A 22,895-nucleotide genomic window follows, 5' to 3' on the forward strand; every position below is an offset into this window, starting at 1 on the left:
GCCGGCGATCAAAGGTCGTTGCCGGCGTAGGACTGGTTGAAGCTCTTGTTGGCCAGTGGAAAGTCGGGAACGATGGTGTCGGCCATCGCAACGGGCAGTGCGGGCCAGTTGAACCACGACGGGTCGACGATCTTCGCGCGAGTGATCCGATTGGCGGCGTCGATTTCGACGCGGTGGACGATGGTGCCGCGCCAACCCTCGACGATGCCGATGCCACTGCAGGGCCGAGGATGCGCCGGCACGGACTCCGTGTATTCGGTTGGGCCGCTGTGCGATTCGATCAGGTGACCGGCGAGCTCGGTGGACGCTGCGAATTCGTCTCGGCGCGCGGTGTAGCGGGCCAGCACGTCGCCCGCGGTGGCGTCGATCTCGGTGACCGGCAGTGCGGCGGTGGGGTGTTCGAGTCGGGCGTCCGTGCGTATGCCGCTCGCGCGCGCGACATAGCCCAGGCACCCGAGCGCGTGAGCGTCTTCTCGATGCAGGACCGCGGTCCCTGCGAACCGGTCATACACCACGGTGTTGTGCAGGGTCAGTTCGGCGACCTCGGCGATGTCGGTGGCGATGCGTCGCAGCGCGCCGGCATCCGGGAGCGCCCGCAGCGCGACCCCGCCCGGGCGCACCGCGCCGCGCAGCAGCCGATGACCGGTGATCGCGTCGTTGAGCCGCAATAGTTGTTCGCGGATGCGTTGCGCGTGCGCGTAAGCGAGTCCGAATCCCACGTCGTTGGCCAGCGCGCCAAGGTCGGCGGCGTGGTTGTAGAGCCGTTCCAGTTCGAGCAGCAACGCCCGCAACCGGTGCACCTCGCCGGAAATCTCCATCCCGAGCGCGTCTTCGATGGCGAGGCAATGGGCCAGCGCGTGCCCGACGGAGGTGTCGCCGCTCACCCGCTCGGCCAACTCGACCGCGCCGCCGGCCGGCCGACCCTCGAAGAGCTTTTCCAACCCGCGATGGACGAACCACAGCCGGGCCTTCAGACGGATCACGGTTTCACCGGCGACGGAAAAGCGGAAGTGGCCGGGCTCGATCAAGCCCGCATGCACGGGGCCAACGGGGATCTCGTACACCCCGGGCCCCTCGACCGTGACGAACGGGAAGTGGCCGGTGCCATCCAGTTTGGGTGGGGGTGGCGCCGTGCGGCGCATCGGATACCAGTCCTCGGGCCAGTGCGCATGCCGCACCAGGCGGCGAGGTTTGGGATGGCCCAGGCACCGGATCCCATACAGGTCCGCCATTTCGCGCTCGAAGCGGCTGGCCGTGAACGACAGGCCGGCCAGCGATAGCATCGTCGGATCGTCTTTCGGCACTGAGCATTCAAGCTCGACGCGGCGATCCGGCCAACCGGCAAGGAAAAGATAGACGATCCGGTAGGCGGCGGAGTCGTCGTGGGCTGCCACCAGGGCCAAGCGAAATCCCTTGCCCAGCAGGTCTTCCGCCGCCTCCGCCAGCCTGTCCTGCGATAGCCCGTGGCGTTGCCATTCGGGCCTCATCGCGGTCCCCCGACGGCGCTCGCCGCGGCGGTGAACAGCTCGGTGAGCGGGCCCGCCGTCACGCCGAGCGCGAGCGATGCGGCGATGCCGACGACCAGGGCGGCCGACACCGTTCGCGGCACGGCGATCTGGGGTGCGCCGGCCGGGCCGCCCAGCAAGATGCGGCCCGCGTTGCGCGCCAACGCGGCGAAGGCGATCGCAACCAGCAGCATGCCCGCGGCGAGCACCCAGGTCAGCCGGGCGTCGGCGAGTGACCGCACGATCGCCAGTTCGCTGGCGAACATCGCGAACGGCGGAAGGCCGAGGAGAACGATCACCCCGACGGCGATCGACACGCCGATGAGCCGGGAGCGCCGCAACACGGCGGCGATGTCGGCGATCGCGGTCGAGTCGTGCGCCGCCTGCAGCGGGCCGCTCGCCAAGAACAGGACCGTCTTGCCGATCCCGTGAGCCAGGACGTGCAGCAGCAGCGCGGTGATGGCCAGCGAGGTTCCGACCGCGGCGGCGATAGCGATCAAACCCATGTTCTCCATCGAGGAGTACGCGAGCATGCGCTTGAGATCCGGTGTCACGGTGAGCATCAGGGCCGCGACCACCAATGTCGCGAGTCCGATGACCAGCAGGCCCGAGCGCATGAAAGCGGGGCCGGTGGCGGCGCCGATGATCGGCTTGAGGCGAATCAGCACCGAGAGGGCTACGGAGAGCAGTACGCCGCTCATCAGCGCGGAAACCGGTGCCGGCGCCTGGCTGTGGGCGTCGGCAAGCCAGGTGTGGAACGGAAACAACCCGGCCTTGGCGCCGTAGCCGATGAGCAGCAGGCCGCCCGCCAACCGGGCGATGCCGGGGTCGAGCGCGCCGGCGTGTGCGGCCAGCACGTCGAGGTTCAGCGCGGCGGAGGCAGGGGCGCCGGTATGCTCGGCGGCGTAGTAGAGCAGCACGGTGCCGAGGAAGGCGACGGCGATCCCGACCGAGCAGATCACGACATACTTCCAGGTCGCTTCGAGCGCCCTGCGGGTACGGCGGTGCCCGACCAGGAAGGCGGTGATGACCGTGGTCGCCTCGATCGCGATCCAGACGACGCCGATGTTGTTGGCGCACACCGCGACAACCATCGCCGCCAGGAAGCCTGCCGTGAGGGCCCCGTACACCCGTGCGCCGCGCGTGTCGGTGTGGCCGCGTGCGAGTTCGGCATCGACGTAGCCGATGCTGGCCCAAGTGGCCAGCGTGGCAACGATTCCGATGACGATCAGCATGGTGACGCTGAGCGCATCGAGTCTCAATAACCCACTCAAGGCGAGACGGGCGCCGGTTCCGACACGGACCGCGAGCGCCGCACCACAGCCGAGGACCGTCACCGCCGCGAGCACGATCAGTGTCGCGGTCGTGCGTCGCCATCCGGCGATCAGGACGGCGACCGCGGCACCTATCGGGGTGAGGATCGCGGCGAGCAGTAAGGCGGTCATCCGTCGTGCAGCTCCTGTAATGCGTCCAGGTCGGCGCCGCCGAAAGCCTGGGCCAACCTGCCGGTCAGGACGCCGATCACGATGACGGCGAACAACACGTCCAGCGAGGCGCCGAGTTCCACTATCAGCGGCACGCCCGCCGTGAGCAGAAACGCGGTGGCGGCAATCCCGTTGTCCAGCATCAGAAATCCCGCGGCCTGCGATACGGCGTGCCGCCGCGTGACCATGACGAGCAGCGCGATCAGCACGACCGCGGTCGCGGCGGGCACCGCGGAAGTGGTCGCGGCGGGCTGCAGACTCACCAGCGGCCCGGTGGCGGCGAACGCGGCGAGCGTCAGCGCCGCCGTGATGAGCAGCGACGTGGCGGTGTTGATCACCGGGGTGGCCTCCCGGCGGGATCGCGACCCGGCGCCGCCCGCGCGGGCCAGCAGCCGTGGCAGCACCGCAACCCGCAAGGCCAGCACGGCGACCCCGACTCCGATCAACGCAGCGTCACCGTCGTACGCCCCGCGCAGCAACGGGATGGCCGCCAACGCAACGCCCTGCCATGCCAGCAACCGGATGATGGCGGTGAGGTCGCGCCGCCACACGATCAGCACGGCGGCCAACAGCAGCCCGCCGGCGGCCAGGTCGACCAGGACCGAAAACGTCCCGTAGGTCATGTCGCCACCACGAAGAAGTTGGCCGCGACGACAGCGAGCAACGCCAACAGGAACGATCCGGCCAGCAACTCGGGCACCCGGAACAGGCGCAGCTTGGCGACGAACACCTCGACGGTGGCCAGCGACACCGCGAGCACCGCGACCTTGGCCGCCACCGCTGCGAGTCCGATCACGATGCCGACGCCACCGGGCCGCTCCCCCGCAATACCCCATGGCGCGAACAGGTTTGCCAGCAGCGCCAGGAGCACGGTGAGCCGCATTCCGGCCGCCCACTCGACCAGGGCCAGCTTCGGGCCGGCGTATTCGAGAACCATCGCCTCGTGAACCATCGTCAGCTCGAGATGGGTGGCCGGGTTGTCCACCGGCAGTCGCCCGGTCTCGGCGACGATCACGATCACCAGCGCCGCGAACGCCAGCACCGCGGCCAGCGACACCACCTGCCCGGGATGGGTGACCGTATGCGCCACCAGCGCACCGAGATTGGCCGAGCCCACCGGCATGGACAGGGCGAAGACCGCCAGCAGGATGGTGGGTTCGACGAGTGCGGCGATGGTGATCTCGCGGCTGGCGCCCATGCCGCCGAACGAGGTGCCGGTGTCGATGCCGGCCAGGGCCAGGGCGACGGTGCCCACGAACAGCAGGCCGACCACGGCGAACAGGTCGGCGCTGGCGTCCAGTGGCGACCCGGTTGCGACCAGCGGCGCGATCGCGGCGATCAGCAATGTCGATCCCGCGATCACCGCGGGCGCGGCCGCGAACACCACCGTCGTCCCGGCCGGGGTAATCTGTTGCTTGCCAAGCTGTTTGACGATGTCGCGCCACGGCTGCAGGATTCCGGCGCCGGCGCGGCCCTCCCAACGGGCGCGCACCTGCCGGGTCAGGCCGACCACCAGCGGCGCTCCGGCCATGACGCCGGCGACCTGGACCGCGCCCGCGACGTAAGACAAGACATTCATCGTGCCACCACCAGCACGACGAGCACTCCGAGCGCGCCGTAGGCCAGGTACAGGTGCACGCTGCCGGTGTGGGCGCGCCGCACGATCTCCGCCGCGGCGGCGACCGCCCGGATCACCGGGGTGTAGCAGCGTTCCTCGATGGCGTCAGTGATGCTGCTGCGGTAGATGATCTTTTCGGCGAGATACCGCGATTCGGCGGCGTGCGTGACTTCGATGTCGGTGTCGGGGCGCAGGACGTCGTCGAACACCCGTTGCAGCGGCTCGGCGAACGACGTTGCGGTGTACTGCATTCGCGCGGTGAGATCCTCCGCGCCACAAGCCCACAGCGGCAAGGCGGCGGGCGCAGGACGCCCGCTTCGGCGCCAGAGCGTCAGCATCGCCGCGATCACCGTGGCCGTCACGACGCCGATGGCGATCGCGCCGGGGGCGATCGACCCCGGCAGGCCGGGCAGCCGCACGACGGCCCCGAGGCTGGTGAAGCCGATCGCCCGCGCGGCCGGTAGTGCGGCGACCGCCTGGCGCAGCGCGGGTGCCACAACCGCGGGCGCGACCGCCAACATCAGGCAGGCCGCTGCCGCGATTGCCATGGCGGCCAGCATGGTGCCCGGCGCCTCCCGGGCGTCGGCGGCCCGCTTCGAACGCGGCCGCGCCAAAAACCCGATCCCGAACGCCTTGACCATTGCCGCCACGCCCAGACCCGCGGTGAGCGCGACGGCACCCACCGCCAGCGGCGTGGTCAACGCCAAGACGGCGGAATGCCCTCGTGCCGTGTGGATCAGCGACTGCACCAGCAGCCACTCGCTGACGAATCCCGCGCCAAGCGGCAGCCCGGACGAACCGAGCGCAGCGACCGCGAACAGCGTCGTCGTCGCCGGCATCCGCCGGGCCAAGCCGCCCAGCCGGTCGAGATCGCGCAGCCCGGTCGCGGCCAACACCGATCCCGCGGCGAGGAACCCTAGGCATTTGAACGCCGCGTGCGCGACGAGGTGCAGCATGGCGGCGGCGGCGGCGATCGTGGCCGGGCCGCTCGCTCCCGTGGCCGCGAAGAGGGTGGCGGCCCCAAGGGCCAGTGCGATCAGACCGAGGTTCTCGGTCGTCGAATAGGCAAGCAGCCGTTTGAGATCCGTGGCCACCGAGGCCTGCACCACGCCATAAAGCGCCGACACCCCGCCGACGACCATCAGGGTCAGCCCCCACCAGCGTGGTCCCGGCCCGAGCAGCTGCAAATCGAAGCGGCAAATGCCATAGACCCCGAGGTTGATCATCGCCGCGCTCATCAGCGCCGACACCGGGCTCGGCGCCTCCGGATGGGCTCGCGGCAACCACGCGTGCAACGGCACCAGGCCGGCCTTGGAGCCGAATCCCGCCAGCGTCAACAGAAACACCGCGGTGCCCGCGCCTTGCGATATGCGGTGCAAGTCGGTGAACCGGTCGGCGCCGCCGGCCGCCGACAACACCATCAGGCCGACCAGGATCGCTACGAAGCCCAACTGGGTCATCACCGCGTACACCAGCGCGGCGGAGCGAACCTGCGGGCGCGTGTGGTGCGCCAGCACCAGAACCAGCGACGCGACCGCCATCAACTCCCACGCCAGCAGGAAGGTGGTGACCGACGCCGCCGCGGGCACCACCAGCATCGCCCCGACGAACGCGGGCAACACCGCGAGCGTGACCGGTCCCAAGCGCTCGCGCCGGGCATAGCCGATCGTGTAGAGCCCGACCACGACCGCGACCGCCCCCGTGAGCGCCATGAAGAAGCCGCCCAGCGGATCGAGGCCCAACTGGACGCCCGCCAACGGCAGCAACCAACCGATGCGCACGTCGCGCGCCGAACCGAACATCCCCGCGGCGCCCGCCCAGACCCCACAAGCGCCAAGCAGCGAGGTCAGCAGGCCCGCCCAGATTGGGCCGGATCCTCTGCCGCCCAGGGTTTTCGGTTCGGGCGCCGCACGGGTTGCCAGCGCCGCGGTCACTTGCCGGTCACCGACCGCAGCGCCGCGACGATCTGGCCCGGTGTCGGCGGGCACCCCGGGATCTCCACGTCCACACCCACCATCTCGCCGACCGCGCCGGCCACCCCGTAGCCATCGCCGAAGACCCCGCGGTTGACGGCGCAGTCGCCACAGGCGATCACCCGACGCGGCCGCGGCGTGGCCTCGAGCGTGGCGCGCAACGGGCCGGCCATGTTGTGCGTGACGACGCCGGTCACCAGGAGCGCATCCGCATGTCGCGGGGAGGCCACCAGGCGGGCACCGAACCGCTCGGCGTCATAGACCGGCCCGAACGCGCCCGCGATCTCCACCTCGCACCCATTGCACGATCCCGCGTCAACGTGCCGAATCTGAAGTGAGCCACGTACCCCGGCGGGCGGCTCGGTTACCGGCTCCGGCGCGGGTGGCGCAGGTTCGGCGATCCGGCCGACGCGCAGGGCCTTGCTGATCCAGCCCACGGCGCTACCCCGCACCGCCGGCGCGCAGGCCTTCCAGCATCGCCACGCGATCGCTGAGCACCCCGGTGAGAACCTTGCGCGCCACCATCAGCAGTTCGGCGATATCCGGGGAGGCGATCGAGTAGATCATCGTGTTGCCGCCCCGGAGCGCGTCCACGACACCGGCTCGGCGTAGTACACCGAGCTGCTGCGAAAGGTTCGACGCCTCGAGCCCCACCTCGGGCAACAACTCGGCGACCGACTTCTCGCCCGTCACGAGCAGCTCCAGAATCCTGATCCGTGCGGGGTGCCCCAGCGTCTTGAAGAACTCCGCCTTGAGCTGGTACAGCGGCTCCGTCACGATAGATCTCCTGAAGACTACAAAGTTTCTATGCTTTAGCAATTGAAGAATTTATCATATGTTTCGGCGGGCTTCAGCCGGGCTGGTCAGACCAGGCTCAGTCGGCGGCGGGCAGCGTCGCCAAGAATGACTCGACGGCGTCGCGATACACCTGCGGCGCGTCATCGTGAATCAGATGACCGGCCTGCGGTACGTGCAAATACGTTGCCGCCGAATTTGTTTCGGCCATTTCCCGCATCTGCCCCGGCGGGGTGACGGAGTTGCCGGCCTCGATGAGCAACGCGGGCGCGCGCATCGCCCGCCACTGCTGCCAGTAGTCGCGGGTACCCCACTCGGCGGCGATCTCGATCCACCGCGCGGTGTCACCGTGCAGGCGCCAACCGGTAGGGGTGCGGTCGAAGGCCTCCAGGAAATACTGCCCCGCGACGGGCCCGAACTCGTCGAATACCCGCTGCGCGGAATCGAATTCGACCGGAAGGGCGTGCAGCCACGGCTCCCAGGGGCCGGTGGTGCGGCCGCGGAAGTCCGGGGCCATGTCCTCGACCACGAGCGCCGAAACCAGTTCCGGACGCTGGGCGGCCAGGCACCACGCGTGCAGGCCGCCCATCGAGTGGCCGATCAGCGTGGCCGGTGTTCGCAGCGTGTCCACCGCCTCGGCGAGGTCGGCGACAAACCGTTCGGTGCTGATCGGGTGCGGGTCATCGACCCCGCGGCCCCGATGCCACAACGCGTCGTAGGTGTACACCCTGCCCAGCGCGGTCAGCCAGGGCAGCTGCCGCGACCAGGTGCTGCCCCGCCCCATCAGGCCGTGCACCAGCACCAACGGCTCGCCTTGCCCCCCGCGGCAAGTCAGCAGATCACCGGGCATGTCACCATCCTGCGTGCCCCGCCCTGCAGTCGGACAGGACGGGCGAAGGGGTAGCCTAGCGGCATGTCGCCAGTGGTGAAGATCAACGCAATCGAGGTACCCGCCGACGCCGGGCCGGAGCTGGAAAAGCGGTTCGCGCACCGGGCGCACGCGGTCGACAACCAGCCGGGCTTTCTCGGGTTTCAGCTGCTGCGCCCGATCAAGGGCGAAGACCGCTACTTCGTCGTGACGCAGTGGGAGTCCGAAGAGGCGTTTCAGGCGTGGGCGCAGGGGCCCGCCATCGCGGCGCACGCCGGCGAGCGGGCCAACCCGGTGGCGACCGGGGCCACGCTGTTGGAATTCGAGGTTGTGATGGACGTTGCCGGCAACAAGCAGGCTGGCTAGCGGGTTCTCGGCCCGACGCCGCGTGGTGGCGTTGAGCGCCGCCACCGCACTGGTAGTCACGTTCGCGCCCGGTTGCACCTCGTCCCCGTCACCGCAGGCGAACGCCGCGAATCCGGGCCGGCAGATCGACGTCCGGACGCCGCCGGGCATCCGGGCGCAGCAGACGCTGGACATGCTCAACTCGGACTGGCCCATCGGCCCGGTCGGCGTCGGCACGCTGGCCGCGCCCGACATGGTCAAGCCGGTGGAGAACACCATGGAGGCGCTGTGGTGGGACCGCCCGTTCACCCTCGACGGCGTTGATCTGGGCGCCAACGTGGCCACGTTGCACCTGACGTCGTCCTACGGTGCGCGACAAGACATCCGGATCCACACCGACGACGGTGGGTGGGTGGATCGGTTCGAGCTGGAGACCCAGGCGCCGAAGATCAATTCGTGGCGCGACATCGATGCGGTGTTGAGCAAGACGGGCGCCCGCTATTCCTATCAGGTGGCCAGGGTCGACGACGGGCGTTGCGACCCGGTTGCGGGCACCAACACCGGTGAATCCCTGCCGCTGGCATCGATTTTCAAGCTCTACGTGCTGCACGCCCTGGCGGGCGCCATCAAGGATGGGACGGTCTCCTGGGACGATCAGCTGACCGTCACCGACAAGAGCCGCGCGGTGGGCTCGTCCGGTCTGGCGCTGCCCGCCGGAGCCCAGGTCTCGGTCCGGACGGCCGCCGAGAAGATGATCGCGACCAGTGACAACATGGCGACCGACCTGCTGATCGGAAAGCTCGGCACCCACGCCATCGAGCAGGCGCTCGCCACGGCGGGCCATCACGACCCGGCCAGCATGACGCCGTTCCCCACGATGTACGAGCTGTTCTCGATCGGCTGGGGCAAGCCGGACCTGCGCACCCAATGGCAGCATGGGTCACCGGAAACGCGCGCCCAGCTGCTGGCGCAGGCGAATTCGACTCCCTACGAGCCGGATCCGACTCGCGCCCACACCCCGGCGTCGTCCTATGGCGCGGAGTGGTACGGCAACGCCGAGGACATCTGCCGCATTCACACGGCGCTGCAGGCCGACGCCGTCGGCAAGGCCGCACCGGTCAAACAGATCCTGTCCGCGGTGTCGGGCATCGCGCTGGACCGCAACGTCTGGCCGTACATCGGCGCGAAAGCCGGTGGCCTGCCGGGTGATCTGACCTTCAGCTGGTACGCCGTCGACAAGATGCAGCAGCCGTACGTGGTCAGCTTCCAGCTCAACTGGCCGCGCGATCACGGGCCGAACGTGACCGGGTGGATGCTGCAGATCGCCAAGCAGGCCTTCGCGTTGATCGCACCGCGCTGATCGCCACCGCTAGCCGGCTTGGGATATGGGCGACAGCGATCCCACGACAGCGACGAGTGCGTCGGCACCTTCCCAATTCAGCAGATGGCCGGCGTCCGGCACCGTGACGAGCCGTGCGCCGGGTATCCCGGCGGCGAGCCGTCGCGAATGAATCGGCGGGGTGCTGCGATCGGCTGAACCGACCATGACGACCGTCGGAATAGAAATCTCCCCCAAGCGGGGGTACCGGTCCTCACGCCCGAACGCACGCAGGATCGGCGTCAGGGGCCCATGCTCGCGCATGTGTCTGTCGAAGAACTCGATGAACACCGAAATCATTGCCGGAGAAGGGTTTTTGCCGCACTGGGCCGCGCCGAAAAGCACACCGCCGACCCGCGTTCGCACCAGCCAGCCCATGAGCCCCGACTCCATCAGCGGGATCTGCAACCTGTTCTGCGGCGCGCCGTCGTGAATCCGGCCCGCCCAGGTCGCGAACAACACCAACCCCCGCAGACGGCCTGCGACGTCCTCGTGGTCGAGCACCGCGCGGACCGCTATGAAGCCGCCCATGGAGTGGGCTACCAGCACGCCGTCCTCGACGCCGAAGTGCCGCAGGACCGCCGCGTAGTCTTCGGCCATGGGCGCGGACCCCACGCCCGCTGAACCGAGCGTCGAGCTACCGTGTCCTCGTTGATCGAAGGCGATGAGGCGGTAGCCCCGAGCCGCCAACTGATCCCAGACGATGTTCCACTCCCCAAGCGTGCCGCCGTAGCCGTGCGCGAAAACGACCGCGGGACCCTCGCCGGCGGTGATGGCGCGCAGCACCGTCCCGTCGGCACGGCCGATGAAGTGTTGCTCGCCGTGCTGTTCGCTAGCGAGGCGCTCACGAGGATACGGGTCGGGATTGTTCTCGATTCGCGCGACGACCGATAGGGCGGCATAGCGGGCGGCCAGCGCGAGTACCCCGAACAGCGTTGCGACGCCGGCCGGCTTCGTCAGGGCGCGTGGGATCATAGGGCCCCTTTTCCTCGCTTGAAACCCGGAGACTGTCTCCGGAACTATACGGAGGTAGTCGCTTTCAGCGCCCTATTCGGCCACGGGCTGGGCGAGCAGCCTGACCGACCTCCAGATCAGCGCGCCCGGCACTAGTTGTTCGTCGGCGGCGGCTGGGGTTGGAAGGGGTCGTACCACCACCAGTCGGCGCGTTCGCCGGTGGGTCCCGGGCAGGGCGCCACCGCGGGCCTTGGCTTTGTCGGTGGCCGCGCCAGGGATCCCGGACTCAGTGTGCGCCCGGCGCCGTCGGTGACGGTCACATCGTGTGCGGGTCCTACGATCGTGATCCCCCCGGAGTGGTGCAACCGGTGGTGATATGGGCAGAGCAGCAACAGGTTTGCCAACTCGGTGGGTCCGCCGTCTTCCCAGTGTCGGATGTGGTGGGCGTGCAGACCGCGGGTGGCGCCACAGCCGGGAACCGCGCACGAGGGCTGGCGGTGCTCCAGTGCGCGGCGAAGGCGCCGGCTGATCAGACGGGTTGCCCGGCCGGCGCCGATGACCTCGCCCTGGCGTTCCAACCAGACTTCGCCCGTGGCGTCGCACGTCAAATATCGACGCTCGGCGTCGGTGAGCAGCGGACCCAAATGCAGTGCCGCACTGCGCTTCTCAGCGTCGACGTGCACCACCACGGTGGTGTGCTGTCCGTGGGGCCGACGCGCCGCCTCCGCGTCCCATCCGGCCTCGACCAGGCGCATGAAGGCCTCGACAGTGCCGGGCAGGGGCGGCGCGCTTTCTGAAGCTCCGCCGGCGCGGTCGTGCTTCCATTCGGCGATCAGCGCGTCTCGATGAGACTGCAAGGCGGCGTCGAACTTGGCGGCGTCCGGAGGCGGCAGGGTGATCCGGTAGCAGCTGCCCTGCTCGGTGGAAGTCTTCGTGAACGAGTGCTCGGGTTCGCGTCGGGGCTCTTGGTCAGGACGCGGTTCCAACTTGATCGCGGTGCGCAGCTGGTTAACCGTTGCCACCCGCGCCAACTCCGCATAGTGCCCATCGGACCCCTCGCCGGCACGTGCCGCGATGACGCCGACCTGATCCAGCGACAGCCGGCCCTCCCGCATGCCCTGGGCGCAGCGTGGGAACTCCTCGAGCCGGCGCGCGACTGTGGTGACCGCGTGGGCGTTTGCCGACGACAGGCCGGCCTTCCAGGCCACCAACGCCCGCACCGACCGCGCGCCGGTGACGCCGCACAGCTCGTCGCGGTCGATCTCGGCCACGATCTCCACGATGCGCCCGTCGATGGCGTTGCGCTGACCGGTCAACTCCGCCAGCTCTTCGAACAGCACCCCAAGACGGTCGCTGGGCGTCACCACCACAGACCCGGACGATGCGGTCGAAGACATGGACCCATCATCGCAGGGGGGTACGACAAGTTTGGCAGCCCAAACCCGCTGCCGGTCTACACCGCGAACGTCACAGCCGTAACGTCCAGCGGCCGTCGCGCAGGTGCATGACGGTATGACTGACGGGCGCAATGTCGATGCGCCAGAACGATTTCGGCGGTGCCGCCAAGGCGAGCAGGATCGCCACCCGGATGACCGCGGGATGCGTCACCGCTACGGTCGGCTGGCTCACCGACTTAAGCCATCCCGCCACCCGTTCGATCAGATCGACGATCGACTCGCCGCCGTGCGGCGCCCGGTCCGGATCCGTCAGCCACGCCTGGAGGTCCCGTGGGTCGATCGCCCCCCACGCTTGCCCGCGCCATGTCCCGCAATCGATGTCGGCCAGCCGGGGCTCGACGCCGGCGTCCAACCCCAGCAGCTCCGCGGTTTCGCGTGTGCGCCGCTCGGGCGCGGCGAGGTGCTTCTTGGGTTTGCGGCCAACCTTTTTCACCTGCCCACGCCCGACGTCGCTGAGCGGTTCGTCGAGCGGAAATCGCCCGGCGGCCATGGCGTCGGTCATCGCGTGCGACACCATCGTCAGCCGCACCACACCGGTCACGCGTTGATGCTCGGCGCACGCTCCCCGAGAACCCGGCCGGCGAGCGCCCCGAACAGCACGCCGATGGTCGCCCACAGCACCACCTGCGTCGCCAGGGACACCAGCCTGAATTCGTAGAGGACGTCGGCGGGGAAGCCCGGATAGACGATCGCGCCGGACGCGTCGCGCAACGGGCCCGGTGTCTCGTCCACGCCCGGCAGCGCCACCATCACCACCGCAACCGCCGCGACGTATCCGCCCGCGGCGAGCAGCCGCCCGTTCCACGCCCCGAACCGGGCCGTCAGTGACCGCGCCAGCCAGACCGCGGCGAAGGCGAGGGCCACCGACGCCAGCACCATCACCAGATACCAGGCTGTGCGCGCCCCGATCGTGTCCGCCTGCCCCACCGCCGGCGGGTTCGGCGGATACTTCACGAACGGCACCAGGTACACGGCGACGAACGCGGCCGCTGCGAGCAGCAGCGAAAGCGCGCGCGCCCCAACGGTTGTCACGCGCGCCGCAACCACACAGAACAGCACGGCGAACAGCGCGCCCATCGCCACACCGAAGATCAGCACCCCGAAGCCCAGCCCGGCGTTGGACTGCACCCCGCGGCTGAACAACTCGGCGCCGTGCTCGTGCACGCCGTGAGCGTTCTCGGCGTCGGTTCGGCCGTCCTCGAAAGCGATCGCGCGGCCGATCGCCGGCTCGGCGCACAGGCGGGCGAAGGCGAACGCCAACACCGCCCCGAACGCGCCGGCAAGCAGGCCGCGTCCGATCAGACGCTGCTCCACGCGATCAGTGGCAGGGGAAGCCGAGCAGGTGCCGCGCGTCGTGCACGAACTCGTGCACGTGCGAGTCGGCGCCGAACAGCGACACCGCGCCCTGATCCACGCCGACGAAGTACAGCGCCAACAGCGCGAGGAAGACGGTTGCCGCCAACCAGGCCGCGGCCTTGGCCGCCGACAGGTCAACTTGGGCACGGGCGCCGGGCAGCTGAGGATTGGACACATCGACTCCTTCTGGGGATAACCGCGTCCCCGCTGGTGATGACGGGCGATGGGTCTGACTATCTACAGTGGCGCGACCGTTCTGGACTTTCACCAGATTCCGTTGCCCGTCAGGACGAACGCCAGTGTAAACCGCCGCTCACTGCTGCGGGGGCGCGGAGCCGTAACCCAGTTGGCCGGCCGTGTATTTGGCGGCCTCGGTGACCGGGGTGGCCTGAACCGCCGTGCCGTAGGCGCAGATCTCGGTCCACACGTCACCGATTTCGGTGGTGTCGAATCGCATGGCGACGATCGCGTTGCCGCCGCGATTGCGCGCCTCGACGATCAGCCGCCCCATCGCCTCGTTGCGGCTCTCGGCCAGGTTCTTGGTCATGCCGGCCAACTCGCCGCCGAACATGGCCTTGAAGCCGGCACCCATCTGGGAGAACGCGTTGCGCGAGCGGACGGTCAGCCCGAACACTTCGCCGCAGACGCGCTGGATCTCCCAGCCGGGAAGGTCGTTGGTGGTGACGATCAGCACAGGCGGACCCCTTACATGCGAAACGGGCGGTTAATCCCGCCAGAGATTAGTCCCATGGTGGCGACCCGCTTCGCCCGGCTACGCCGCGCTTGCGATCGCCACGCCGCCCGTTTGCTGCTACCGCTAGGGCGTTTCCGGAGCCGCGTGCGCTCCGGCCTTCGCCAGGTCCGGCTCGGCCGGCGGCTTGCGCGTCCCGGTGAAGGTGAACACCGCGTCCTCGCCGGCGCTCTCGCCGTCCCAGTTGTCCACGTCGACCGTGACGATCTGGCCCGGCCCAACCTCCTCGAAGAGGATCTTCTCGGACAGCTGGTCCTCGATCTCGCGCTGGATGGTGCGCCGCAACGGGCGGGCACCCAGTACCGGGTCGAAGCCGCGCTTGGCCAGCAACGCCTTCGCCTTGTCGGTCAGCTCGAGGGCCATGTCCTTGGCCTTGAGCTGCTTGCCGACGCGCTCGACCATCAGGTCGACCATCCGGATGATCTCGTCGCGAGTCAGCTGGTGGAAGACGATGATGTCGTCGATGCGGTTGAGGAACTCCGGGCGGAAGTGCTTCTTCAGCTCGTCGTTGACCTTCTGCTTCATCCGCTCGTAGTTGTTCTCACCGCCACCCTGGGTGAAGCCCAGGCCGACCGGCTTGGAGATGTCGGACGTGCCGAGGTTCGAGGTGAAGATCAGCACGGTGTTCTTGAAGTCCACCGTGCGGCCCTGCCCGTCGGTGAGCCGGCCGTCCTCGAGGACCTGCAACAGGCTGTTGTAGATCTCCTGGTGGGCCTTCTCGATCTCGTCGAACAGCACCACGGAGAACGGCTTGCGGCGCACCTTCTCGGTGAGCTGGCCGCCCTCCTCGTAGCCGACGTATCCCGGCGGGGCGCCGAACAACCGCGACGCGGTGAACCGGTCGTGGAACTCGCCCATGTCGATCTGGATGAGCGCGTCGTCGTCGCCGAACAGGAAGTTGGCCAGCGCCTTGGACAGCTCGGTCTTACCGACACCGGACGGGCCGGCGAAGATGAACGAGCCCGACGGGCGCTTGGGGTCCTTCAACCCGGCGCGGGTGCGGCGGATCGCCTTGGAGACGGCCTTGACGGCGTCCTCCTGGCCGATGATCCGCTTGTGCAGCTCGTCCTCCATGCGCAGCAACCGCGTGGTCTCGGCCTCCGTCAGCTTGAACACCGGGATGCCGGTCCAGTTGCCCAGCACCTCGGCGATCTGCTCGTCGTCGACCTCGGCGACCACGTCGAGATCGCCCGAACGCCACTGCTTTTCGCGCTCGGCACGCTGGGCGACCAGGGTCTTCTCCCGGTCACGCAGGCTGGCCGCCTTCTCGAAGTCCTGCGCGTCGATCGCGGACTCCTTCTCCCGGCGCGCGTCGGCGATCTTCTCGTCGAACTCACGCAGGTCTGGCGGCGCGGTCATCCGGCGGATCCGCATCCGCGCGCCCGCCTCGTCGATCAGGTCGATCGCCTTGTCGGGCAGGAACCGGTCGTTGATGTAACGGTCGGCCAGGGTGGCGGCGGCCACCAACGCCGCGTCGGAGATCGACACCCGGTGGTGCGCCTCGTAGCGGTCGCGCAGGCCCTTGAGGATCTCGATGGTGTGCTCCACCGTCGGCTCCCCCACCTGGACCGGCTGGAAGCGGCGCTCCAGGGCGGCGTCCTTCTCGATGTACTTGCGGTACTCGTCGAGCGTGGTCGCGCCGATGGTCTGCAGCTCGCCGCGGGCCAGCTTGGGCTTAAGGATGCTCGCGGCGTCGATCGCGCCCTCGGCGGCCCCGGCACCGACGAGCGTGTGCAGCTCGTCGATGAACAGGATGATGTCGCCGCGAGTGTTGATCTCCTTGAGCACCTTCTTCAGTCGCTCCTCGAAGTCACCGCGGTAGCGCGAGCCGGCCACCAGCGAGCCGAGGTCAAGCGTGTAGAGCTGCTTGTCCTTCAGCGTCTCCGGCACCTGGCCGTGCACGATCGCCTGCGCCAGGCCCTCGACGACGGCGGTCTTGCCGACGCCGGGCTCGCCGATCAGCACCGGGTTGTTCTTGGTGCGGCGGCTGAGCACCTGCATGACCCGCTCGATTTCCTTTTCGCGGCCGATGACCGGGTCGAGCTTGCCCTCCATCGCGGCGGCCGTCAGGTTGCGACCGAACTGGTCGAGCACCAACGAGGTGGACGGGCTGCCCGATTCGCCGCCGCGGCCACCGGTGCCGGCCTCCGCGGCCTCCTTGCCCTGGTAGCCGCTGAGCAGCTGGATCACCTGCTGGCGCACCCGGGTAAGTTCGGCGCCGAGCTTCACCAGGACCTGGGCGGCCACGCCCTCGCCCTCGCGGATCAGGCCCAGCAGGATGTGCTCGGTGCCGATGTAGTTGTGGCCGAGCTGCAGCGCCTCGCGCAGGCTCAGCTCGAGAACCTTCTTGGCGCGCGGGGTGAAGGGGATGTGGCCCGACGGCGCCTGCTGGCCCTGGCCGATGATCTCCTCGACCTGGCTGCGGACACCCTCCAGCGAAATGCCCAAGGACTCCAGCGACTTCGCCGCGACGCCCTCGCCCTCGTGAATCAGACCCAACAGGATGTGCTCGGTGCCGATGTAGTTGTGGTTGAGCATCCGGGCCTCTTCTTGCGCCAGGACGACGACCCTGCGGGCACGGTCGGTAAATCGTTCAAACATCGCCTGCTACCTGCTCTCCCTCACATCGGTACAAGCCTGTTAGTGGCCCACCGGCCCCCGTTGGGGCCGGACTCGCGTACCTGTCATCCACTGTAATGGTCGGTCTGCCAGGGGGCATAACCTTGCGGTCCCTTGCTGTTCAAGGCCCGCCGGCCCGTCTCGGGCAATCTCCCCTGTGCTTACAGCGCCGTACTTGGAGCAACGTGGCCGGGCGCCAATTGGTTTCCTTCGGTCACGGCTGATTCTTTCGCGGCCAGCGAACGACAAACCGGCGCCCAGGCCTGTGCGGCCCGGACGCCGGTGAGAGGTTTCTTAGGTGGCCGCGTGGAAGGCGTCGATGACGTCGGCCGGGATGCGGCCGCGCGTCGACACGTTGTGGCCATTGCGGCGGGCCCATTCGCGGATCGCCGCGCTCTGCTCACGGTCGATCGCGCCACGACCGCGACCGGAGCCCGAACGCCCGCGCCGCCGGCCGCCCACCCGGCGACCGGCCTCCACCCACTGCTTCAGGTCGTTGCGGAGTTTGGCGGCATTCTTCGACGAAAGGTCAATCTCATAGGTAACCCCGTCAAGCCCGAATTCGACCGTTTCGTCGGCTGCGCCGGCACCGTCGAAATCATCGACCAAGGTGACGGTCACTTTTTTCGCCATTAGCTTATCCTCGCATTTCGTCCTGAGCAGTTGCTGAGCAGTTTGGGTGAGCCTCCCCGGGTCACCAATCTGCCATAACAACGCAGCATACTCAATCCGGCCGCGAGGCGCACAGTTGCACTTTTCAAGTGGAGTGCGGCCGAACAATCGGGAACAAAACTGTCTCTCGAATTGACAGGCCAGTCAAAGTCATCAACAACCGATCGATACCCATTCCCGTTCCGGTGCACGGCGGCATCCCATACTCGAGGGCGGCGAGAAAATCTTCGTCGAGCACCATGGCTTCGTCGTCGCCGGCCGCCGCCGCCCGCGCCTGTGCGGCGAATCTCTCCCGCTGCACCACCGGGTCGTTCAATTCGGAATACCCGGTGGCCAGTTCGACCCCGCGAATGTAAAGGTCCCACTTCTCGGTGACCCCCGGGATGCTGCGGTGCTGGCGCGTCAAAGGCGTTGTCTCGACGGGGAAGTCCCGCACGAAAGTGGGCGCGGTCAGCGTATTGCCCACCGTGTGCTCCCAGAGCTCCTCGACCAGCTTGCCGTGCCCGTAGCCGCGGTCGGTGGGCACCTCGAGCCCCAGCCGATGCGTGATGGCCCACAGCCGCTCGACCGACGTCTCGGGGGTGATCTCCTCCCCGAGCGCCGCGGACAGCGACGGGTACATTTGAATCGACGCCCATTCTCCGTCTATGTCGTAGACGGTCCCGTCGGGCAGGGGTAGTTGTCTGGTTCCGATCGCCTCATCGGCGACCTCTTGAATAAGCTCGCGCGTGACGACTGCCGAATCGTCATAGGTTCCGTAGGCCTGGTAGGTCTCCAACATGGAAAATTCCGGAGAATGCGTGGAATCCGCGCCTTCGTTTCGGAAGACGCGATTAACTTCGAAGACCTTGTCGAAACCGCCGACGATGCAGCGCTTGAGGAACAGTTCGGGTGCGATCCGCAGGTAGAGATCGATGTCCAGCGCATTAGAATGCGTGACGAACGGCCGCGCCGCCGCGCCGCCGGCCAGCGTCTGCAACATAGGCGTTTCGACTTCGAGAAACCCGCGCCGTTCGAGGGCGTTGCGGATCGCGCGGACCACCGCGATTCGCTGCCGCGCCACCGTGCGCGCCTGGGGCCGGACGATGAGGTCGACATAGCGCTGCCGCACCCGCGCCTCTTCGCTCATCTCCTTGTGCGCCACCGGCAGCGGCCGCAATGACTTGGTCGCGATCTGCCACGAATCGGCGAGCACGGACAATTCGCCTCGGCGTGAGCTGATCACGTTGCCGTGCACGTAGACGATGTCGCCGAGGTCGACGTCGGCCTTCCACGCGTCCAGCGATTCCCGGCCGACCTTGTCGAGACTCAGCATCACCTGCAGGGTGGTGCCGTCACCCTCCTGGAGTGTCGCGAAGCACAATTTGCCGGAGTTCCGCGCGAAGATCACCCGGCCCGCGATGCCGACGACGTCGTCGGTCGCGGTGTCGATCGGGAGGTCGGGGTGCTCGGCACGCACCTGGGCCAGCGTGTGGGTGCGTTCGATGGCGACCGGATAGGGCTCCCGGCCCTCGGCCAGCAGGCGAGCGCGCTTGTCCCGGCGGATGCGGAACTGCTCGGGCAGGTCCGCGGCTGCATCCTCGGCGTCACTCACGACGTGCCAGCTTAAATGACCTGGCATCGCCGACGGTCACGGCATCGAGCGCGCGGTCAAGGCGCACAGTCGATGCGGTTTCGCTGTCAGCGCGCGGTCTTCAGCCGGCCGCGCTGGGCGTCCCGGTTGCGTTCGAACACCAGCCGCAGCCCCTGCAACGTCAGGTGTTGGTCGTAGTGGCTGGGCGTGTGCAACTCGGGCAGCAGCAGGGGTGCCGTGTGCCCCGTCGCCACCACGGCGACGTCGTCGCCGGCGAAGCCGTCCACGTCCTGGCGGATGCGTCCGACCAGCCCGTCGACCAGACCGGCGAAGCCGAACACCGCCCCGGCCTGCATGCATTCGACCGTGTTCTTGCCCACCACCGAACGGGGGCGCGACAGCTCCACCCGGCGCAGCGCCGCGGAGCGCGCCGCGGCGGCGTCCGACGACACCTGCACGCCCGGGGCGATCGCGCCGCCGAGGAACTCCCCCTTGGCCGACACGACGTCCACGCAGATCGAGGAGCCGAAGTCGATGACGATGGCCGCGCTCTGGAATCGGTGAAAAGCCGCCAGGCAGTTGACGATTCGGTCGGCGCCCACTTCTTTCGGATTGTCCACCAGCAGCGGGATGCCGGTGCGCACGCCCGGCTCGATCAGCACGTGCGGCACCGAGGGCCAGTACTGGTCGAGCATGATCCGCACCTCGTGCAGCACCGACGGGACGGTGGACAGGGCGGCGGCCCCGGTCAGCCGCTCGGAGTCGTCGCCGATCAGCCCGTCGATGGTCAGGGCCAGCTCGTCGGCGGTCACCTCGGACTCGGTCCGGATCCGCCAGTGCTGCACCACCTTCGCGTGCTCTTTGGACCCGGAGATCAACCCAACGACGGTGTGGGTGTTGCGGACGTCGATCGCCAGCAGCACGGCTACCGCGCAACGATTCGGGGATCGAGTAACTCGGCGGCGTCGGCGGGCACGAAGGCCGGGTCGTGGCCGAGGTCGATCGGCTTGTTGTCGGCGTCGACGAACACGATCCGCGGCTGGTAGGCCCGGGCCTCCGCCTCTTCCATGGTGCCGTACGCGATCAGGATCACCAGATCGCCAGGGTGCACGAGATGCGCTGCGGCGCCGTTAATTCCGATAACCCCGCTGCCGCGTTCCCCGGTGATCGCGTAGGTGACCAGGCGGGCGCCGTTGTCGATGTCGACGATGGTCACCTGCTCGCCCTCGAACAGGTCGGCGGCGTCCATCAGGTCGGCGTCGATGGTCACCGAGCCGACGTAGTGCAGGTCGGCCTGCGTGACGGTGGCGCGGTGGATCTTCGACTTGAGCATCGTCCGTAACATCAATTCCTCCAATGTGATTGGGCGAGTCCGTCCGGCCCCACGGGTGCCGGCGAATTTTCGATCTCGATCGCGATGTTGTCCAGCAGCCTGGTGGTGCCCAGGCGGACGGCAACGAGCAGCCTTGCGGTTCGGTTGCCCCGCAACGGGCCGAGCTCCGGGTCACGCAACTCGAGGTAGTCGACGGTGAGGTCGGGCACCGCGTCGAGCACCGCGCGCGCCGCGTCCAGCGCGGCCCGCGGCCCGGCGTCGGCGGCGGGCGCCGCCGCCGTCAATGCCGCCGAGACCGCCACGGCCGCCTCGCGCTGCGCCGGGTCGAGGTAGCGGTTACGCGAGGACATGGCCAACCCGTCGGCCTCGCGGACGGTGGGCACGCCGACCACCGCGACGTCGATGTTGAGGTCGGCGACCATCTGCCGGATCAGCACCAGCTGCTGATAGTCCTTCTCGCCGAAGAACACTCGGTCGGGGCGCACGATCTGCAGGAGTTTGCACACCACGGTCAGCACGCCGGCGAAGTGGGTCGGTCGCGGACCGCCCTCCAGGTCGGCGGCCAGCGGGCCGGGCTGCACGGTGGTGCGCAGGCCGTCGGGGTACATCGCCGCGGCCGTTGGCGCGAACACGATTTCGACGCCTTCACCGCGCAGCAGCGCCACGTCGTCGTCCAGGGTCCTGGGGTAGGCGTCGAGGTCTTCCCCGGCGCCGAACTGCAGCGGGTTGACGAAGATCGAGACGGCCACCACCGAACCCGGCACCCGCTTGGCCGCGCGCACCAACGCAAGATGACCGTCGTGCAGCGCGCCCATGGTGGGCACCAGCATCACCCGGCGACCGGTGTGACGCAGCGCGCGGCAGACGTCCGCGACGTCGCGCGGGCGGGAGTACACGTTGAGTTCGCCGGCGTTGAACGCGGGCGCCTTTCCTGGCCTCATCCCGCGAGGACCTCGACGACGTCGGCGGGAGCGTGGGCGCGCCGGGCCGTCCGCAGCGCGTTCACCCGGTAGGCCTGCTCGAGTTCCGGGTCGACCCCGTTGAGCGCGGCCAGATGCCCGGCGACCGCGGCCGCGTCACCGCGCGCGACGGGGCCGGTCAGCGCGGCCTGCCCGCGTTGGAGGGTGTTTTCCAGCGCGGCCCGGGCCAGCGGCCCGACGATGCGTTCGGCGATGCCGCCCGGGGAGTCGTCGACGGATTGCTGTCCGAGCAGTTCGCTGCCGCGCAGGGCCGCCCGCAGCGCCTCGAGCGCGTCGGCGAGCACCGTCACGAGGTGGTTGCCCGCGTGCGCCAGGGCGGCGTGGTAGAGCACTCGCGCCTCTTCGCGCACGCAGAACGGTTCACCGCCCATTTCCAGCACCAGCGACTGCCCGATGGCGTAGCCCACCTCGTCGGCCGCGGTGATCCCGAAGCAGGTGTCGGGCAGCCTGCTGATGTCCTCGTCCGAGCCGGTGAACGTCATCGCCGGGTGGATCGCCAGCGGAATGCAACCGTCCCGGGTCAGCGGCTCGAGGATGCCGACACCGTTGGCGCCGGAGGTGTGGACGACGATCGTGCCCGGGCGCACCGACGAGGTCGCGGCCAACCCGGACACGAGCCCGGCCAGTTCGCTGTCCGGGACGGCCAGCAGCAGCAGCTCCGCGGCGGCGGCGACGTCCGGCGGGGGCATGACCGGGGTGTCGGGCAGCCGGCGCTGGGCGCGCTGCCGCGACGCGTGGGAGATGGCGCTGCACGCGACCACGACGTGGTCGGCGCGCTCCAGCGCGACACCGAGCGCGGTGCCCACCCGGCCCGCCGAGATGACTCCCACCTTGAGCCTGGCCGGGCGCAAACCGTCGAACTGCACCATCGCAGACGACCTCACAGATTTATTCGTTCGTTCCGGTCCCACCGCGTGGGTACCGTTCGGTCACTAAAACTGTAGTCGATCAGGGCGCCAAGCCCAATGTGAGGAAGCTCCCAGCTCAGCCGTCGCGGCTAGTCACGTCTGCGGCGGCGGCCACCCTCGGACGGCTGGACCTGCAACCGCGCCAACAGCTCGGCAACCGACTGACCGCCGGTGGGCGCGCCGTCGGCCGGACCATCGGCGCCCTGCGCCAACGGGTCCCCGCCCCCGTGCCGGGGAGTGTGCTCCGGTGGTGGCGGCGGGGCCAACCGTGGCGGTAGCGGCTCGGCAGTGGGGGCCGGCGCCGGTGGCGGGGTCGTTGACGGGGG

23 protein-coding genes and 1 pseudogene are annotated in these 22,895 nt (G+C 68.9%); 2 read left to right on the forward strand and 22 right to left on the reverse strand.

Features of this window, described 5'->3' with window-relative positions; translation table 11 throughout:
* Positions 1-8 precede the first annotated feature (8 nt).
* The 8 genes from A5730_RS16260 to A5730_RS16295 all read right to left on the reverse strand — a co-directional run bounded on the left by A5730_RS16260 (position 9) and on the right by A5730_RS16295 (position 8,225).
* Positions 9-1,487, reverse strand: a complete 1,479-nt coding sequence (locus A5730_RS16260) for an NADH-quinone oxidoreductase subunit C (protein ID WP_067902360.1) — start codon at positions 1,485-1,487, stop codon at positions 9-11.
* On the reverse strand, positions 1,484-2,950 hold the full coding sequence (locus A5730_RS16265; RefSeq protein WP_067902363.1) for a proton-conducting transporter membrane subunit: 1,467 nt from the start codon (positions 2,948-2,950) through the stop codon (positions 1,484-1,486). Before A5730_RS16265 ends, A5730_RS16260 begins: the two co-directional genes overlap by 4 nt.
* Positions 2,947-3,612 (reverse strand): hypothetical protein, encoded by a 666-nt coding sequence (locus tag A5730_RS16270; RefSeq protein ID WP_067902371.1) that lies wholly within the window; start codon positions 3,610-3,612, stop codon positions 2,947-2,949. The genes A5730_RS16265 and A5730_RS16270 overlap by 4 nt, the downstream gene beginning before the upstream one ends.
* Complete coding sequence (locus A5730_RS16275; protein ID WP_067902436.1) at positions 3,609-4,559, reverse strand: respiratory chain complex I subunit 1 family protein; 951 nt, start codon at positions 4,557-4,559, stop codon at positions 3,609-3,611. The genes A5730_RS16270 and A5730_RS16275 overlap by 4 nt, the downstream gene beginning before the upstream one ends.
* A gap of 5 nt (positions 4,560-4,564) precedes the next feature.
* Positions 4,565-6,472 carry a proton-conducting transporter membrane subunit gene (locus A5730_RS16280; RefSeq protein WP_231994697.1) on the reverse strand — a complete coding sequence of 636 codons (1,908 nt, stop codon included), beginning with the start codon at positions 6,470-6,472 and terminating at the stop codon, positions 4,565-4,567.
* A gap of 65 nt (positions 6,473-6,537) precedes the next feature.
* Positions 6,538-7,017: an NADH-quinone oxidoreductase subunit B family protein gene (locus A5730_RS16285; protein ID WP_067902438.1), complete on the reverse strand. Its 480-nt coding sequence runs from the start codon at positions 7,015-7,017 to the stop codon at positions 6,538-6,540.
* 4 nt (positions 7,018-7,021) lie between these two features.
* Positions 7,022-7,360 (reverse strand): helix-turn-helix transcriptional regulator, encoded by a 339-nt coding sequence (locus tag A5730_RS16290; RefSeq protein ID WP_156745836.1) that lies wholly within the window; start codon positions 7,358-7,360, stop codon positions 7,022-7,024.
* Between the two features lie 94 nt (positions 7,361-7,454).
* Positions 7,455-8,225, reverse strand: a complete 771-nt coding sequence (locus A5730_RS16295; protein ID WP_067902374.1) for an alpha/beta fold hydrolase — start codon at positions 8,223-8,225, stop codon at positions 7,455-7,457.
* Between the two features lie 63 nt (positions 8,226-8,288).
* Between A5730_RS16295 and mhuD the strand changes: the two genes are divergently transcribed.
* Together mhuD and A5730_RS16305 are read left to right on the forward strand one after the other, a co-directional pair.
* On the forward strand, positions 8,289-8,609 hold the full coding sequence (gene mhuD, locus A5730_RS16300; RefSeq protein WP_055399804.1) for a mycobilin-forming heme oxygenase MhuD: 321 nt from the start codon (positions 8,289-8,291) through the stop codon (positions 8,607-8,609).
* The gene (locus A5730_RS16305) at positions 8,584-9,948 is read left to right on the forward strand and encodes a serine hydrolase (protein ID WP_067902375.1); all 1,365 of its coding nucleotides are present in this window, start codon (positions 8,584-8,586) and stop codon (positions 9,946-9,948) included. The genes mhuD and A5730_RS16305 overlap by 26 nt, the downstream gene beginning before the upstream one ends.
* Positions 9,949-9,957: 9 nt before the next feature.
* Here A5730_RS16305 and A5730_RS16310 read toward each other — a convergent pair whose 3' ends face one another.
* The 14 genes and pseudogenes from A5730_RS16310 to A5730_RS25195 form a co-directional block, all read right to left on the reverse strand.
* A complete protein-coding gene (locus tag A5730_RS16310) occupies positions 9,958-10,941 on the reverse strand; it encodes an alpha/beta fold hydrolase (RefSeq protein WP_067902378.1) in 984 nt (327 codons plus the stop codon).
* A gap of 131 nt (positions 10,942-11,072) precedes the next feature.
* Positions 11,073-12,317, reverse strand: coding sequence for an HNH endonuclease signature motif containing protein (locus tag A5730_RS16315; RefSeq protein ID WP_067902381.1), 1,245 nt, complete (start codon positions 12,315-12,317; stop codon positions 11,073-11,075).
* 70 nt (positions 12,318-12,387) lie between these two features.
* Positions 12,388-12,918: a histidine phosphatase family protein gene (locus tag A5730_RS16320; RefSeq protein WP_067902383.1), complete on the reverse strand. Its 531-nt coding sequence runs from the start codon at positions 12,916-12,918 to the stop codon at positions 12,388-12,390.
* Entirely contained in the window at positions 12,915-13,691 is a 777-nt protein-coding gene (locus tag A5730_RS16325; RefSeq protein WP_067902386.1) for a CbtA family protein, read from the reverse strand. Before A5730_RS16325 ends, A5730_RS16320 begins: the two co-directional genes overlap by 4 nt.
* Positions 13,692-13,695: 4 nt before the next feature.
* Positions 13,696-13,908 (reverse strand): CbtB-domain containing protein, encoded by a 213-nt coding sequence (locus A5730_RS16330; protein WP_067902391.1) that lies wholly within the window; start codon positions 13,906-13,908, stop codon positions 13,696-13,698.
* 138 nt (positions 13,909-14,046) lie between these two features.
* The gene (locus A5730_RS16335) at positions 14,047-14,427 is read right to left on the reverse strand and encodes a YbjQ family protein (protein ID WP_067902395.1); all 381 of its coding nucleotides are present in this window, start codon (positions 14,425-14,427) and stop codon (positions 14,047-14,049) included.
* Positions 14,428-14,550: 123 nt separating this feature from the next.
* Positions 14,551-17,085, reverse strand: a complete 2,535-nt coding sequence (gene clpC1, locus A5730_RS16340) for an ATP-dependent protease ATP-binding subunit ClpC (protein WP_067819718.1) — start codon at positions 17,083-17,085, stop codon at positions 14,551-14,553.
* A gap of 312 nt (positions 17,086-17,397) precedes the next feature.
* Positions 17,398-17,736 (reverse strand): histone-like nucleoid-structuring protein Lsr2, encoded by a 339-nt coding sequence (lsr2, locus tag A5730_RS16345; RefSeq protein ID WP_003875617.1) that lies wholly within the window; start codon positions 17,734-17,736, stop codon positions 17,398-17,400.
* A gap of 124 nt (positions 17,737-17,860) precedes the next feature.
* Positions 17,861-19,396: a lysine--tRNA ligase gene (gene lysS / locus A5730_RS16350; RefSeq protein ID WP_067902398.1), complete on the reverse strand. Its 1,536-nt coding sequence runs from the start codon at positions 19,394-19,396 to the stop codon at positions 17,861-17,863.
* 59 nt (positions 19,397-19,455) lie between these two features.
* Positions 19,456-20,271 (reverse strand): type III pantothenate kinase, encoded by an 816-nt coding sequence (locus A5730_RS16355; RefSeq protein ID WP_067902401.1) that lies wholly within the window; start codon positions 20,269-20,271, stop codon positions 19,456-19,458.
* Between the two features lie 2 nt (positions 20,272-20,273).
* Positions 20,274-20,693, reverse strand: coding sequence for an aspartate 1-decarboxylase (gene panD / locus A5730_RS16360; protein ID WP_067902404.1), 420 nt, complete (start codon positions 20,691-20,693; stop codon positions 20,274-20,276).
* Positions 20,693-21,622 carry a pantoate--beta-alanine ligase gene (gene panC / locus A5730_RS16365; RefSeq protein ID WP_067902408.1) on the reverse strand — a complete coding sequence of 310 codons (930 nt, stop codon included), beginning with the start codon at positions 21,620-21,622 and terminating at the stop codon, positions 20,693-20,695. The genes panD and panC overlap by 1 nt, the downstream gene beginning before the upstream one ends.
* On the reverse strand, positions 21,619-22,530 hold the full coding sequence (locus tag A5730_RS16370; RefSeq protein ID WP_067902411.1) for a Rossmann-like and DUF2520 domain-containing protein: 912 nt from the start codon (positions 22,528-22,530) through the stop codon (positions 21,619-21,621). The genes panC and A5730_RS16370 overlap by 4 nt, the downstream gene beginning before the upstream one ends.
* 128 nt (positions 22,531-22,658) lie before the next feature.
* A pseudogene (locus A5730_RS25195) lies at positions 22,659-22,895 on the reverse strand (hypothetical protein); the annotation flags it as partial.

The organism is Mycobacterium sp. ACS4054 (genome assembly GCF_001667275.1).
In the GTDB taxonomy this organism is placed as follows: domain Bacteria; phylum Actinomycetota; class Actinomycetes; order Mycobacteriales; family Mycobacteriaceae; genus Mycobacterium.